The 15334-nt window shown below is 48.3% G+C and carries 14 protein-coding genes, 1 tRNA gene and 1 pseudogene; 7 read left to right on the forward strand and 9 right to left on the reverse strand.

The features are described 5' to 3' along the window. Positions 1–48 precede the first annotated feature (48 nt). Together lptF and lptG are read left to right on the forward strand one after the other, a co-directional pair. A complete protein-coding gene (lptF, locus tag HGT70_RS00840; RefSeq protein WP_071433719.1) occupies positions 49–1149 on the forward strand; it encodes an LPS export ABC transporter permease LptF in 1101 nt (366 codons plus the stop codon). Beyond that, entirely contained in the window at positions 1149–2225 is a 1077-nt protein-coding gene (gene lptG, locus HGT70_RS00845) for an LPS export ABC transporter permease LptG (RefSeq protein ID WP_071433722.1), read from the forward strand. The genes lptF and lptG overlap by 1 nt, the downstream gene beginning before the upstream one ends. Before the next feature lie 34 nt (positions 2226–2259). Here the strand turns inward: lptG and HGT70_RS00850 are convergent, their stop codons facing one another. From HGT70_RS00850 to HGT70_RS00865, 4 genes are all read right to left on the reverse strand, one after another. Beyond that, a complete protein-coding gene (locus HGT70_RS00850; RefSeq protein WP_214194630.1) occupies positions 2260–3534 on the reverse strand; it encodes a DUF445 domain-containing protein in 1275 nt (424 codons plus the stop codon). 57 nt (positions 3535–3591) lie between these two features. Further along, positions 3592–5094, reverse strand: a complete 1503-nt coding sequence (locus HGT70_RS00855; protein WP_214194808.1) for a helicase HerA-like C-terminal domain-containing protein — start codon at positions 5092–5094, stop codon at positions 3592–3594. 85 nt (positions 5095–5179) lie between these two features. Beyond that, positions 5180–5857: a MarC family NAAT transporter gene (locus HGT70_RS00860; RefSeq protein ID WP_071433726.1), complete on the reverse strand. Its 678-nt coding sequence runs from the start codon at positions 5855–5857 to the stop codon at positions 5180–5182. 129 nt (positions 5858–5986) lie between these two features. Further along, a complete protein-coding gene (locus HGT70_RS00865) occupies positions 5987–6523 on the reverse strand; it encodes a DUF2501 domain-containing protein (protein ID WP_214194631.1) in 537 nt (178 codons plus the stop codon). A gap of 245 nt (positions 6524–6768) precedes the next feature. On the opposite strand from HGT70_RS00865, the gene HGT70_RS00870 reads away from it, so the two are divergent. From HGT70_RS00870 to HGT70_RS00890, 5 genes and pseudogenes are all read left to right on the forward strand, one after another. Beyond that, positions 6769–6854: transfer RNA gene (locus HGT70_RS00870), tRNA-Leu, on the forward strand. Positions 6855–7105: 251 nt separating this feature from the next. Continuing rightward, positions 7106–7681: a DarT ssDNA thymidine ADP-ribosyltransferase family protein gene (locus tag HGT70_RS00875; RefSeq protein ID WP_214194632.1), complete on the forward strand. Its 576-nt coding sequence runs from the start codon at positions 7106–7108 to the stop codon at positions 7679–7681. 2 nt (positions 7682–7683) lie between these two features. Beyond that, complete coding sequence (gene darT, locus HGT70_RS00880) at positions 7684–8340, forward strand: type II toxin-antitoxin system toxin DNA ADP-ribosyl transferase DarT (protein WP_214194633.1); 657 nt, start codon at positions 7684–7686, stop codon at positions 8338–8340. After that, positions 8337–9404, forward strand: a complete 1068-nt coding sequence (gene darG, locus HGT70_RS00885) for a type II toxin-antitoxin system antitoxin DNA ADP-ribosyl glycohydrolase DarG (RefSeq protein WP_214194634.1) — start codon at positions 8337–8339, stop codon at positions 9402–9404. Before darT ends, darG begins: the two co-directional genes overlap by 4 nt. A 53-nt stretch (positions 9405–9457) precedes the next feature. Further along, positions 9458–9574 (forward strand): annotated as a pseudogene (locus HGT70_RS00890) (helix-turn-helix domain-containing protein); the annotation flags it as partial. Between the two features lie 50 nt (positions 9575–9624). Here HGT70_RS00890 and HGT70_RS00895 read toward each other — a convergent pair. From HGT70_RS00895 to HGT70_RS00915, 5 genes are read right to left on the reverse strand one after another with little or no spacing between them, the layout of a single operon-like run. Continuing rightward, positions 9625–11094 (reverse strand): protein kinase domain-containing protein, encoded by a 1470-nt coding sequence (locus HGT70_RS00895; protein ID WP_214194635.1) that lies wholly within the window; start codon positions 11092–11094, stop codon positions 9625–9627. Beyond that, the gene (locus tag HGT70_RS00900) at positions 11091–11648 is read right to left on the reverse strand and encodes a hypothetical protein (RefSeq protein ID WP_244968784.1); all 558 of its coding nucleotides are present in this window, start codon (positions 11646–11648) and stop codon (positions 11091–11093) included. The genes HGT70_RS00895 and HGT70_RS00900 overlap by 4 nt, the downstream gene beginning before the upstream one ends. Beyond that, on the reverse strand, positions 11641–13326 hold the full coding sequence (locus HGT70_RS00905; protein ID WP_214194636.1) for an ATP-binding protein: 1686 nt from the start codon (positions 13324–13326) through the stop codon (positions 11641–11643). The genes HGT70_RS00900 and HGT70_RS00905 overlap by 8 nt, the downstream gene beginning before the upstream one ends. Beyond that, positions 13316–14473 carry a hypothetical protein gene (locus HGT70_RS00910; RefSeq protein ID WP_214194810.1) on the reverse strand — a complete coding sequence of 386 codons (1158 nt, stop codon included), beginning with the start codon at positions 14471–14473 and terminating at the stop codon, positions 13316–13318. The genes HGT70_RS00905 and HGT70_RS00910 overlap by 11 nt, the downstream gene beginning before the upstream one ends. Positions 14474–14475: 2 nt before the next feature. After that, positions 14476–15324, reverse strand: a complete 849-nt coding sequence (locus HGT70_RS00915) for a hypothetical protein (RefSeq protein ID WP_214194637.1) — start codon at positions 15322–15324, stop codon at positions 14476–14478. Positions 15325–15334: the final 10 nt, after the last annotated feature.

Genomic DNA, 15334 nt, shown 5'->3' on the forward strand with positions numbered 1-15334 from the left:
ATTATCGACTTTCCTGCAAAAAGACAAGTTTTCACAGGCGTATTTAGCGTGATAATAATCAGATATTTGGTTCGTGAGACGCTTAAGAGTCAATTAGCGATTCTCTTTATCCTATTACTAATCTTCTTTTGTCAGAAGTTAGTGCGTATTCTCGGGGCTGCCGTCGATGGCGATACCCCTGCTAACTTGATTCTAACGCTTTTAGGGTTAGGTGTCCCGGAAATGGCGCAGCTGATCTTGCCCTTAAGCCTCTTCCTCGCCATCTTAATGACGCTCGGTAAACTCTATACCGATAGCGAAATCGCCGTGATGCATGCCTGTGGGCTTGGCAAAAGTGTCTTGGTCAAAGCGGCGCTTATCTTAATGCTCATCACATCGGCGGCCGCGGCGATTAACGTAATCTGGGCTGGCCCTTGGTCGGCGCGCTATCAAGATCAGATTATGCAAAATGCTCAAGCAAACCCCGGTAGCGCAGCGCTTGCGGCGGGGCAGTTCCGCCCATCTAGCGATGGAAGCTTCGTACTGTTTATCGATAATGCGCGTGGTAATCATTTTAGCGATGTCTTCCTCGCTCAGCTTCACCCGCGTAATAACACGAGACCCTCGGTGGTTGTCGCAGACCGTGGGCACATGGTTCAACAGAAAGACGGTAGCCAAGTGATTACATTAGATAACGGTACCCGGTTTGAAGGAACGGCGATGCTGCGCGATTTTCGTATCACCGACTTTACCCAGTACCGTGCCTATGTCGGTTACCGTGAGTCTGTGCTCGATCCGAACGATGCTGACGAGGCTTCTTTCACCACGTTATGGCACAGTAATACGCCGCAGTTTCGTGCAGAACTTCATTGGCGTTTAACGCTTATCTTCTCCGTTCTAGCGATGGCGTTAATGGTGGTTCCATTGAGTGAGGTCAACCCGCGTCAGGGTCGTGTGCTATCGATGTTACCGGCGATTTTCCTGTACCTGATTTTCTTCCTGGTTCAGAGTTCGTTTAGGACCAATGCGAGTAAAGGTCGTTTAGACCCGGCGATCAGCATGTGGAGCGTCAATATGCTGTACCTAGCGCTAGCTATCGTCCTCAATGCATGGGATACCCTGCCTATCCGCCGACTACGCGCAAAAATCAGCCGTAAAGGAGCCCTATAATGTTTGGCGTATTAGACCGGTATATCGGTAAAACGATTTTTAATACGATCATGACGACGCTGTTTTTGTTAGTGTCGCTGTCAGGCATTATTAAGTTCGTTGAACAGCTGAGAAAGACGGGTAAGGGCGCTTACAGCGTGTGGGATGCGGGATACTTCACTATCCTTAGCGTGCCTACAGACTTAGAACTGTTCTTCCCGATGGCAGCCTTACTCGGAGCGTTACTGGGGCTAGGTAATTTGGCTCAGCGTAGCGAGTTAGTGGTCATGCAAGCCGCAGGGTTTACCCGCTTGCAGGTAGCAGCCTCAGTAATGAAAACGGCCATTCCACTGGTCCTCTTATCGATGGCAGTGGGGGAATTTCTTGCCCCGGCTGGGGATCAATTAGCCCATAACTATCGTTCAGAGCAGATCGATGGTAGCTCGTTATTAGCCGCCCAAGGGGGGCTATGGGCTAAGGATGGCCGTGATTTTATCTTCATTCAGAAGTTACAAGACGAGCGGCATCTGAATGGTGTGACGGTCTACCACTTCAATGACCAACGTCGTTTGGAGAGTGTGCGGTACGCGGCGAGTGCGCAGTGGGATAACCATCGTAAAGAGTGGAATCTAGCGCAAATCGACGAATCCAACCTCTCGAATCCGGAACAGATTACGGGTAGCCAGCAGGTAAGCAGTGTGTGGAAAACGGCCCTAACCCCCGATAAATTACAGGTCGTGGCGTTAGATCCGGACTCGTTATCGATTCGCGGCTTACACGATTATATCCAGTACCTGGACCAGACCGGCCAAAAATCAGATATCTATCGCCTAAATATGTGGAGCAAGATCGTGCAGCCGCTCTCGGTTGCGGTAATGATGCTGATGGCTCTCTCTTTTATCTTCGGCCCTCTGCGAAGTGTCTCGATGGGGCAACGCGTGGTGACGGGGATAAGCTTCGGGTTTATTTTCTACGTGTTAGATAAGATCTTCGGCCAGCTGAGCCTAGTGAAAGGTCTACCGCCAGTGCTTGGGGCCATCGTACCGAGTGCCGTATTCCTCGCGTTAAGCTTAATGTTGTTAATTAAACGCAAATAAAAAAAGGCCCCCTCTACTCAGCGGGGCCTTTTTGTTAGAGCTGTTGCAATAGCCATGGTAACTGCGATAGCGCAAAGAGGAGTAAGCCGATTAACCCTCCCACCACCGTACCATTGATACGAATAAACTGCAGATCTTTGCCGATATTCATTTCGATCTGGTCAACCAATAGCGCATCATCCCAGCCCTTAATCGTGTCACTGATATGACGGGTTAAGAATCGGGCGCTCTCTGGACCGACGGTGCGAATAGTTTGCTCGATATGCTGGTTAAATGCGGCTCTCAGTTGCGGGTCTCGACTTAGCGTTTCCCCCATCCAGACGGCAGCGCGTTGTAGCTGTAATCCAATTCGTGACTCTTCCTGATCCAAGTCTTTGTTTAGCCAACCACGAAGGTCCTGCCAAATCTGGCTGATATAGAGTGCGAATTGCTCATCTTCTTTGAGCCACTGTTTCATACGCACCATGCGTTCAGCCATTTTCGGGTCGTGTTCAAGGCTATGGATAAAGACTTTCACTGCACGATTAAAGGTCCGTCGCAGCTGGTGATCGGGATCACGCGCGACCTCCAATAATATTTGATCTGTCAGAGTAGAGACTTTCCGCGCGCCTTTCTCGCCTAACCACTCGCTGGAGACGACGCGTGAAATAGTAGGATATTCGCGCTGAAACCATGCGCTGATCTGTCCGGCAACAAACTGGCGCGTTTGTGGTTTCTCCAGCAATTTTACGATTTGTCGAATAATCGTATCGAGGACGGCTTGATGGCGATTCTCACGGGTGAGGCTTTCTAATAAGATGACCGCGCTGTGTCGAAAATCGACCTGATCGATAGCACGGTTTACCGCTTGGCGGATGAAACGATTAATCGCATCATCATTACTGGCGGTCAGCACACCGCGCAGAACGGTTTTCAGCGCTTGGGCAAAACGTTGCTGGTTGGCCGGCATGAGTAACCATTCTGCGAGCTTTTGCGAGAAGTTATGCTGCCTGACTAAGCCTGTTAGGGCGTCTGCATTCAGAAACCGCTCTTCGACGAACACTCCTAGGTTATCGGCGATCCGTTGTTTATTACGCGGCACGATGGCCGTGTGACGACTCACAAAAGGAATCGGGATACGGCGAAACAGCGCGCTAACGGCAAACCAGTCTGCCAGGCCGCCCACCATTGCGGCCTCTGCCACCGATTTTAAGGCTTGTACGCCCAGCGTCTGCGGGAGGAACAAGCTAAGAATAAAGAGGCCCGTTGCACCAAGTAGTAGAGATAAGGCGATTCGCTTAGTACGACGGAGTGCGTGAGATTTTTGCATAGCACCTGCTTAGTCGGTGTGAAGTGGCAACCGATCGGTTGCCACCGGATAACGCTACTATTTACGACCGCCGAAGAGACTCCCGAGTACGCCACGCAGGATCTGATTCGCGACTTGTCGGCCTGCACTTTTTGCCATCCCTTGAACGACACCATCGTGGCGGCCTCCGCGAGGCCCGGTATAACCGAACAAAACCTTCTTCACCTCATCCATAATACCGCCTTCCTCATTTGTATCAGCTCGAGGCGCTGAAGAGGTCGGTGATTGCTGGGCACCACTATTCGCGACACCTTTCTGGAGCATTTCAAACGCCGATTCGCGGTCTACCGCATCGTCATATTTGCCATACAGCGGCGAATGGTTGATGAGCGTGTTACGCTCATCGCTGGTTAAAGGTCCCATACGTGAGCCGGGGGCAATGACCATCGCGCGCTGCACGACACTCGGGCTGCCTTTTTCATCGAGAAATGAGATGAGGGCCTCACCAGTGGCAAGGGATTGAATCGCTTCTTCGGTATTGAATTCAGGATTAGCCCGCATGGTGTCTGCGGCCGCCTTGACGGCTTTTTGATCGCGCGGAGTGAAGGCGCGTAGGGCATGCTGTACCCGGTTACCGAGCTGCCCCAAGATATTATCTGGGATATCGGATGGGCTCTGGCTAACAAAGTAGACCCCTACGCCTTTGGAGCGGATAAGGCGCATCACTTGTTCAATTTTTTCAAGTAGTACGTCTGGGGCGCCATTGAACAGGAGGTGTGCTTCATCGAAGAAGAAGACTAATTTGGGCTTCTCGACATCCCCTACCTCTGGTAGCTGCTCGTAGAGTTCAGACAGCATCCACAATAAGCTGGTCGCGTAGAGTTTAGGCATTTGGTACAGTTTTTCTGACGCCAGGATATTAATAATACCTTTGCCCTGTTCGTCGGTACGCATCCAATCTTTAATATCGAGCATTGGCTCGCCAAAGAAGTATTCGGCGCCTTGTTGCTCTAAGCTTAACAGCCCGCGTTGAATTGCCCCCACCGACGCACTATTGATGTTGCCATATTGTGTAGTAAAGGATTTCGCGTTATCTCCGACATACTGCGTAAGTGCTCGCAGATCTTTAAAGTCGAGCAGCAGTAGCCCTTGCTCATCGGCAATACGGAAGATAATGTTCAGCACGCCGGTTTGAATATCATTAAGGTTGAGCAAGCGGGCGAGGAGTAGAGGCCCCAAATCGGTGACGGTGGCGCGAACCGGATGGCCTTTCTCGCCGAAGATATCCCAAAATACGGCGGGGTTCTCGACCGGCTGCCAATCGGTAACCCCGATAGCCTCCAGCCGTTTGGTAAGTTTTTCTGACGTTTGTCCCGCCGCCGCGACGCCGCTGAGGTCGCCTTTAACATCGGCCATAAAGACGGGGACGCCAATCGATGAGAACGACTCCGCTAATTTCTGTAGCGTGACAGTCTTACCAGTTCCCGTCGCACCCGTTATCAAGCCGTGGCGGTTGGCAAGGGCAGGAAGTAAATCGAGCGATAACTCGTTGGTGCAGGCAATACGCAGCGGTGCAGTCATAATTAAGGTCTCATCCATGCTTAAATCCTAAGCATGCAATGACCCGAGGTAGGTGTCAATCGGTAGGATCTGTAACCTAGGCTAATCAATGTAGATGAGTCGCGACATCTACCACACCGTTGATCACAAATTGAATACCCATACAGACCAGTAAGAAGCCCATTAAGCGGGAGAGGGCTTCGATACCGCCTTTACCGACTAACCGCATGATCGGCCCAGAGCAGCGTAGCGCTACCCAAAGCATAATTGCCACCAGTAAAAAGCAGATTATAGGGGCCACCATCAGGATCCATGCCGGATAGTCGACGCCGGATCTGACCGATGCGGCCGTGCTGATGATCACAGCGATAGTCCCTGGACCGGCAGTTCCCGGCATGGCAATAGGAACGAAGGCGATATTTACGGTCTGTGGGCTATGTGGCGCGGCATCCAGCTCGTCTTGTTTATGTTGCACTTCCGGGGCTTCATGCACTTGCTGCACCGGGAACAACATACGAAAACCAATAAAGGCGACAATCATTCCACCGGCGACACGCAGACCAGGAATCGAGATGCCAAAGGTATTTAACACCGCGCTACCCGCAAACCAGGTGATCAGCATAATCAGAAAAACGTAGACTGCCGACTGGAGCGCTTGTCGATTGCGCTGCTGGAAATTCATCTCATCGGCGAGGCTGAGGAACATCGCCACAGCAGTCAACGGGTTAGCCAGCGGCAACAGGATCAGCAATCCCCAGCCGATAGCATTAAGCAGCGTCATCAAAGTTATTCCTTAACACGAGAACAGTAAGGTAAGCCTAGAGTGGGAAGAGGTGAGTGGCAATACTATACAGGGAGATGTGGCACAAAAGGGCGGTGAGTGATGGCGGGTTTGCTCCCCGCCAATCGAAAATTACATACCGAGGTATTTTTTACCTTGGTCTAGCACGACGTTACAGGCTTTTGTCTTCAACTTTTTACCCATCTGGGTATTGCTCAGCGATTTCAGATCGATTTTTTGATCATTACCGGTTGTTAGTAGGCCTTGTAGACCCTGCAGGTAACCGTTTTCTTGTTGCGAGCCTGCAGTTTGTGTCGATTGAGTCGTAGCGTCGGTGAGACCTAATTTACTCTTCAGCTGGTCGGTGACGGAACTGACGTTGTTGTCAACGATGTTGTTTTTCGCACAGTATTGCAGAATACCGGTCACGTTCGACATGCTGTTAGCACTCACTGCACTATTTCCGCCGCCCAGTAGCTGGGTAATCGAACCGAGGGATAAGCCACCATTCGCCGTTGAGCCCGCTGCAGTCTGGCTATTACCTGAATTATTCATTAGATCGGAAGCGGTGCTGCTCAGTTTGTCCTGCCAGCTGGCCGCCTGAGCGAAAGAGGTGAAGGCTGCTGCGGCGAAGCCGAGTGCTAGAAGAGTTTTCGATGGTAAACGCATAGTGTTGCCTCATTGCAGTAGATAGGAAGTCCAATATTCATTAGGGACGTTGTAGCAAATTAAGTTCATAATTTCTAATCTAAGCCTAGTCCTATCGGAATTATCTGTCTAACGAGCCGCTAACCTGTACGCGCAAAAAAAAGATTCGTCGTTTTTTTCAGCAATCGAACACTACTCCGCGTTAATCTCCTTGCGCCTGCGAGTCAGGCGGGTATAATCGGCCACGTTTACACATCCCCTTCAGTGCCGAAGTGGCGAAATCGGTAGACGCAGTTGATTCAAAATCAACCGCCCTTTGGGTGTGCCGGTTCAAGTCCGGCCTTCGGCACCAAGTAAGATGAAATTAAGTCGCTCAAGAGCGGCTTTTTTTGTGTCTAGGATTTGGCTTTTGTAAGCGCTTCGGCGGTTTGAATCAGCTTAGGCCAAGCTGCAGCAAATTATTGATATGAGCACAATCTCGGGTATATTTTCATATTACTATATTGGTACCCATATAAAATCCTTGAAAAGATAGATACTAACAGCGGATGATGTAGGAATTCCTAACAGGAAAAACCCGATTCATAGAAAGGGAATAGGCCTATGCCAGACATTCGCGCCCAGCAGTTTCTTTATCACTTAACGGATCTTAGCAATCTGAACGACATTTTCTCCGAAGGACTAAAACCCCGCAGCATCTTGCGTGGTTTTTCAGATGTCGCCGATTCTGGAATTATAGCTTCACGTACTACTTTGCGTTTGGAAGAGTATGTGCCTTTCCATTTTTTCGCTCGAAATCCTTTTGATTATAGGGTTCATCGTAATAATCCAGATAAGACGTTTGTCCTTATTACCGTTCATCGAAGCCATGCACAGGCGAATAGCTGGCGAGTTATTCCTAAACATCCATTATCTGGTTCAGCGGTTGCTTTGCTTGATTATGACGTGGGCATGGCTGCCATTGACTGGGCGACCATGAACCGTCGCGAATACGCGGATGATAATTGTAGGTGTGTTTGTATGGCGGAATGTCTCTCTCCAACAACGGTTCTTGCAAGTGTTTTTAATAGTGTTTTTGTTCCTGATGCACAAACAGAAATAATCGTTAACGATCTAAAAAAGGATTACGGATTAAGTTTGTACGTCAATAATAGCCCATATATGTTCCCCGGAGCGTGACCGTGGCCTACGACTACAGTTCCAGCCTCAACCCGGAAAAAGCCCTAATCTGGCGTATTGTCCATCGGGATAATATTCCATGGATACTCGACAATGGCTTGCGCTGCGGAAGCAGCCAGGTACAGGCCCCAAATTGGGTCAATATTGGAAATCCAGAGCTTATTGATAAACGCGCCGGGCATCCGGTGCCTACCGGGATGGGGGGAACGCTGCATGACTATGTGCCGTTTTACTTCACCCCCTTCTCGCCAATGTTGATGAATATCCATAGCGGACGTGGAGGCATTAAGCAGCGCCCCAATGAAGAAATTGTCATTTTGGTCAGCAGCCTACGACATATGACGGAGCAAAATATTCCTTTTATATTCACCGATAGCCACGCCTATTATAATTTGGCGAATTACTATACCGATCTAAACAATCTGAGCAAGATCGACTGGCCCATCCTACAGGCGCGGGATTTCCGTCGAGACCAGGACGATTTGGCCAAGTTTGAGCGCTATCAGGCCGAGGCATTGATCTGGCAGCACTGCCCAATCACAATGCTGGGGGGGATGGTTTGTTACAACGATGGCGTCAGGGTACAATTAGAGCAATGGCTTTCGCAACGTAATCTGTCAATGCCCGTGCACACACGGGCCGGGTGGTACTTCTCATGATCGCATATACACAAGGCAATTTATTGGACGCGCCCGTGGAAGCATTGGTAAATACGGTTAATACCGTCGGTGTTATGGGAAAAGGTATCGCGCTAATGTTTAAAGAGCGCTTCCCCGACAATATGAAAGCCTATGCACTCGCCTGTAAGCAAAAGCAGGTAATGACCGGTAAAATGTTTGTTACTGAAACCGGCGAACTGATGGGGCCACGTTGGATCGTCAACTTCCCCACTAAGCAGCACTGGCGTGCCGACTCTCGTATGGGGTGGATTGAGGACGGTTTACAGGATCTGCGCCGCTTTTTGATCGAAGAGAAAGTGCAGTCCATCGCTATTCCTCCGTTGGGAGCGGGCAATGGCGGCCTGAACTGGCCGGACGTTCGGGCGCAGATTGAATCTACGCTGGGCGACCTTCAGGGCACTGAGATCTTGATTTACGAGCCCACCGAAAAATACCAGAACGTCGCTAAGAACACCGGCGTAAAAAAGCTCACTCCCGCCAGAGCGATGATCGCTGAACTGATAAGACGTTACTGGGTATTGGGAATAGAGTGCAGTCTGCTGGAAATTCATAAGCTAGCATGGTTGTTACAACGTACTATTGAACAGCTAAAGCAGGAAGACGTGCTCAAACTACAGTTTGAGGCACACTATTACGGCCCCTACGCTCCTAACCTTAACCATTTGCTTAACGCTATGGATGGTACATACCTTAAAGCAGAGAAACGGATCCCGGATAGCCAGCCGTTGGATGTAATTTGGTTTAACGATCGGGAAAAAGAACACGTCAGCTTTTGGCTGAAAAATGAGGCTAAAGAGTGGCTACCGGCACTGGAGCTGGTTAGCAAGTTAATTGATGGTTTTGAATCACCGTTTGGTCTGGAATTACTGGCGACAGTTGACTGGCTGCTGACCCGAGGAGAATGCCAGCCTACGTTGGCTTCTGTGAAAGAAGGGCTGCTCCAATGGCCTGCGGGTGAGTACTGGGCCATCCGTAAGTTGAAACTGTTTGATGATAGGCATCTTCAATTTGCGATAAACCGCGTGATAGCGTTGCGTCGCTGAACATCTAAATAACGCGTTACAAGACAATAAAACGTGCCACAGTAATGTACGATTTGAATACCAGCGTTTCGGCGGTACAGAAATGGGAAAGTGGTACAAAAGGTTCAAGTGGATTTGCTCTAAAATTGCTTACTGTGGTGCAGAAGCATGGGGTAGAGGTGCTGGTTTGAGTCTTATTAAATCGCTACCAGCCCAATATATTAGTAGAGAGATTTTTTAATCAAATAACCCCAAGCTTTGCATACAATTCTTTTTTCTCTTTCATGCTGTTATCTAATGGTGCAACTCGTAATGCTGCTTTCAAATAAGCCGCAGCACCAGAGTAATCACGCATTTGCTCGCAAACTAAAATGAGTTGGCTTAACACATGTAACTTCATTGGAGTTGTTTGGTTTACTTTCTCCAATAGTGCTCTTGCTTCAGGATATTTTGCTTCAAGGCCAAGGATAGATGACTCTAAACACATGGTAGTCGCGTTTTCTGCTTCAACTTGCTTTCGTTGCAACAGCCAGGATTTTGCTTGACGGATATTGCGCAACTGTAAGTTTGCCTTTATTACCAGCTCGAACAAAGCCGCAGGTTGAGTCAATTTACCCTCGAGCAAGATCGCTTTATTATCTTTTACAACTTTTTCAAAGTCGAATAAGCGATTGGCGCGATATAAGGCAATAAGTTGCTGATGTAATGCTTGTAGATCTTTACTGCGGCCATACTCCTGCGATGCTAACTGAGCAGCCTTTTGGTAAGATTGATTGGACATTGCTTCAAGTACCGCACTTGACCAGTCCTGATCAAGTTTAGTCTGAAAAACGGGAGCAATAGCACCAACTTTTAGTTGCTTAGTGGTAGCTGTATCAAATGCATGAATTAATTCGGAAATAGTTGAAAAGCGGTCCTCCGCTCGTTTTTGTAAGCAGGTAAGAACCACTTGCTCCAGGTCCGTATGAATAGAGCTATTAATCTCCGTCGGAAGCTTGAAAGGTGCGTGGCGCTGAACTTGTGCTGGCGTATCATGGGGGAGTTTTCCTGTCAGCAGCTGGTATAGCAAAACACCTAAGCTATAGATGTCGCCCAATAGCAACTCTTTTAGACTACCTCTACGGCTGTCGACGTTGGAGAACTCTGGGGCCGAATACAACACAGTCCCGCCATTTTCTCGGGTACGAACGTAAATTTCTTCTGGTAAAGCTGAGCTGCCAAAGTCCGTCAATTTTACCAGGTCTCGTTCTCCAACTAAAATGTTATGTGGCTTAATATCTCCATGGGATATTGGCACTGGTAGTTCAGCCAAATAATGCACAGCACGGAGTACTTGACGATATATTCTGAACAACCGTTCATAGGTCTGACCAAAATTACGCTGCCTGTCATCGAGCTTTTGCGCCAGGGTTTGGCTGGGGAAATACTCCATTTCAATATAGAACCATTCATTATCTATACGGCCCATATCCAAAATTTGTACAATATTTTCGTGCGGCTCAACGTCTAAAAGCTCTTTACCTTCGGCAAGCTGGCGATCTTCCCGAGTAATATCCTTAGGGATTTTTACTGCGACGATTTTTCCATCTTGCAAGCGCTCCGCCCGCCATACCCAACCATGGCTGCCATCACCAAGGCATTCAAGTAACAGGTATTTGTCACCAAGGCGTTTATTCGTCCCTGGTAAAAAATGTGCTGATTTTATATTCACATCAACACCTCATAGTGAATTCTGTCCAAAACAATCATGCTCAGATTTTTGATAAATAAAAAGCGACTAAACACCACCTCTATATCAGGAGCCGCACTTACTTGGGTACCAGTGGACGAAGTAAAACCCATGCGGCAAATGTCTTTCAGTTTTCGGGTATTAGGTGCATCGACTAAGCCTTGACTCCAGGCACTGAGCACCAGGGTTTTGGGGGAATTATTCCAGCGCTGTGCTGCTTCCAGTAAGTTTTTTAATTTTTCTTCTAGCTTTTGCTGTCCCTTCGCTGAGCCATCAAAGCGTTCAAATTCGATTAGGCACATAGGCGATGCAGATGCTTTATGAAACCAGCCCGAGTCTGAGCGAATATCAGCACCAAATGTCCCTGGAGCCGGACATTCCACTACCGCCATAAACGACTGTTCATGTCCGAATGTATTCCAAACACTACAGCCTAAGCTGTGGACCAATACATCCTGGTCCAATAGCTTACCGCTTGCTAAAAGTGGAAACGTCTCATTTACCCAAGCGACTCTAGGCATAGGCAGCTTAGCCATTGAAAGAGCCCCAAACCCGCAATACCTCCGGTGATTCACCACCGTGAATTAATGCCTTACTCCCAACTTTAACAAGCAGTGGTGCAGGGATTGAACGACCACACACCAAAGCTTCACCGGTTGATAAACTCGGAAGTTCCTCCAGATCAGCTTTGCTCACCATATCTGATGCTTTAGCAATAAATCGTTGATCGTCTGGATTCTTCAAGCGCATCGTAATTAGCGTATTGCACTGAGAGGTCACATCTGAATCTAATTTCGATGGACGCTGGCTCACAATGCCAAATCCAACACCAAATTTACGACCTTCACCGGCGATCTTTTTAATAATCCGGTGACTGACTGCGTTGCCACCAGCCGGGGCAAAATTATGGCCTTCTTCGTAAACGATAAAGCATGGGCGCAGCGGGTCCGTTTTGCTCGAGGCCGCTTTTAATATTTCACTAGATAACAATGCACAAATGACTTGCTTGGCAGTATCACTCAAACCTTGTAAGTCAACAACAACTAAACGCCCTTGTTGATTGCTTGGGCGTCCCACCATTTTGTAAATATCAGTTGGCTCAGTCATCGTGGCACTGTAAAAACTTTTGGCTTCATTCAGCACGCGCGAAAGCTTCATCGAGGCGACGGCGGCACTACGGCCTGATAACGCCTTCGCCTCAGCTTCAGAAAGGTCGTCCCACTTTTTTAACTCTTCAATACCATCACCTAATAAGAAGCGCAGACGGTTAATATCTCGTGGCTCGGTCTTATCTGCAGAGCGCCAATAACGAATTGCAACATCGAGTACCCGTTGCTGCGGTTCCGTTAAGCCAGGTAATATTTCAGCAATATCGTCCATTTCAAAATGGTCAAACTGAAGCGCTAATGGCGTGTTCTTACTGGCGTATTTATGTTTAAATGATTCGTGCTGCGGCGAGTAAATCTGAATACCTGCACCGGCCGCTTGCAGCTTTTCAAAGGTCTGTTTTATCAGTGGCAGTGCCTCTTTATCACGCTTATCGTCAGTGGCTTCGAAGAAACTTGAGAATTGCAGATTACCGCCAGCGAGAGCTTTACCATATTCACCATGTGGGTCAAATACTACTACAGTGCCGTTATTAACCGCGACTAAGCGCTCAATAATGCGGCCAACAGTATAAGACTTGCCTGACCCCGTCATTGCCAGAACAGCCAAGTGTTCAGTGACCAACTTGTTGACGTCAATAAAAACCGGAACAGTATTCTCGCCTTTGTCGTAGCCTACTAGGTTGCCCAAGTGCAAACTGGAGTGTTCATTAAATTCGTAAAAATCACTCAAAAACTGGAAATCGACGGTTTCAACTGCGGTCCCAGGGTTAAGTGGGCGACGTGGAATTTTGATTTGACGAGTAACAGGATCGCGGTAACCAACCAGCTCGACCTGAGCAAACATATTTTCACCCGTTACATTCGCACCGGGCAAAAGCTCAAGCTCAGTCACACCATCGCCAAAGCCGGCGTTGTAGAGCATATTGGTACGACTGATCTTGGTTACGCGCCCCAGTACGGCGACTTGCCCCTCATCTTTGCGTTCCTGGTGCATAATGCGTATAAACTCACCACGACGTACTGAAAACGAGTCTTGCACAACCATAGTTAACTGGCTGGCATCTCCCGTGTTACCGACTAATTTACCTAAAACTTTATAAGCCATTATTCAATCCCTCATCGAGGCCTGCCAACCACCCTGCCTCAATATCATTATTCTTTAGAGCCTGGTGTAAACCCTGGCGATAAAACGTAGCAAATTTAGGTAAAATGCCAAGCTGTTGATAGCCAAGTAATTGTGGCAACGGCATTGCATTACCTTTATTTTGCATATCCAGCACTATCAGGCGAGACGCAACTAAATCGAGATCAGCACTTTTCCATTCTGGTTCGTCACCCGCTAATTGCACCATTTTTATCTGTCCACCTCGGGCACTACGGAAGTGAAATCCAATTAACCCTTGCTTAGCTTCAATGTTAGGTTCAATGCGGTTTTCTTGTTCAGACAAACGAAATGCGATGGTGCGCGAATAGTTGCCTAAAATGCCATTGATAAATCGCAAATCCCCCACGCCCACCAAACTTTCATCCAGGCCTGCCAGATTTTGCATCAGCTCCTTAGAAAACCCATCAGAGGCTAAAATTTGTTCGCGACCTTGCTCGGTACGTAAATCTTGTTTGGCGATGCTCACAATTGCGCTAAAGCGCTCAGCCAAAATACTTGCAAGTACTACACCACTTTGATTCCAGGGGAAAATTTTAGATCGATGGCTTTGCCAAAAAGTTTCTATCACTTGTCTGGTTTTTTCGTACTCTTGTTTATGACGGACATTGCGCTCGAGTGGCGCCATATCCCTTGCTAAAAATAACGGCGTATCCAGTAAAATTAAATCGCCAGGCTCATAACTTAAAAGTTTTTTCTCAACTAACTGATACGCCTGACGAATTTCAATTAAATCAAGTCGTTTACGCTGTGCTTCAAAATCAATATCATCCAGTTCTGATACCGAGTCGCTACCCACCGTGCTGACTTTATTGTTATCTATTAGCAAATCTGTGCGTACTGCCGCACTGGCATAAATAAATCCCCCCAGTACCTTGTCTAGGCAGGATTTAGTCGCAATACCGGCTACGCGTAAATTAACGATTGTGGGCTTGGGGACCGCTTTTACTAAGCCAGCATCACGGAACAGCGGCGCCACTTGCTCTATATCACGGACCTGTTTAAGCAAGCGTCCTGAGCTTCCCGGTAAGCGAAGCTGGCTATCGATGGCGAGAGATTGCGCTAAATTCATCGTGTTGTTCTCATTCATGCTCATAGCGTTCCTGTGTTTAGCTGCTCGCTAAGTAATGGGGCATAAGCCCAATATTGCGAGGCATGTAGGCATGTTTTACCGGTGGCTGTTATGCCCGCTTCGTCGATAAAATGGTGCTGCCGTAACATCTCACCCCGCTTGACAATATCAAGGCTGCTAACATCAAACATCAGCTTAACCGCATTATGCTCAGACAACGATTGTAAGCTCATGCCAGTTCCTGCGTAGAGTAGTAGCAATATAACCAGATCGTGCTTATCTGGTGTGTAGTCAGTTGATGGCGCGTTAGGTTCGATGATTCGTTCAGCAATGCCAGCGTGGTCCACAAACCAATTCAACCAGCTCACCAGGATCTCACTATGATCGAGTAAATTTAGCGACCACAAAGGTAAAGTGGTAAAGGCTAATAGCCCACTGTTGCTGTGTTTTCGTATGTAGCGGGTATGCACCACATCGCCAGCCTGGTGTTGGTGGCGATCTGCACTGCCAGTAAAGCCAGCAATAGCCTGGTCTGTTTCACTAGCTAGCAAAGCGGTTAGCCCCGGTTCTTGCACCCTGAAGACCGCTGGTACTAACTGCCAATCCAGTGGGAAGGACAAGTGCGCTAATAAGGTAATTTGTTCAGCTTTCAGGTTTATCACCAAAGCGGCACAACCTGCCTGCATAGCCCAGTGATACAGGCGTTGCATAGTGTTAGCGTCAGTCAACTCTTCTGCTTGTACTAATAACAAACCGCTGGCTGGCGGCGAGCTTATCCAATCCTTCGTTAAGGGGGTTGCCCCCGCAACGGTTTGCAAAAACCGACCTTTACGATTACTGGCCAGTGCCGCAGATAAATAAAGACTCATCGCGTCACCT

The sequence above is a fragment of the Rosenbergiella collisarenosi genome (genome assembly GCF_018494085.1).
Taxonomy (GTDB): domain Bacteria; phylum Pseudomonadota; class Gammaproteobacteria; order Enterobacterales; family Enterobacteriaceae; genus Rosenbergiella; species Rosenbergiella collisarenosi.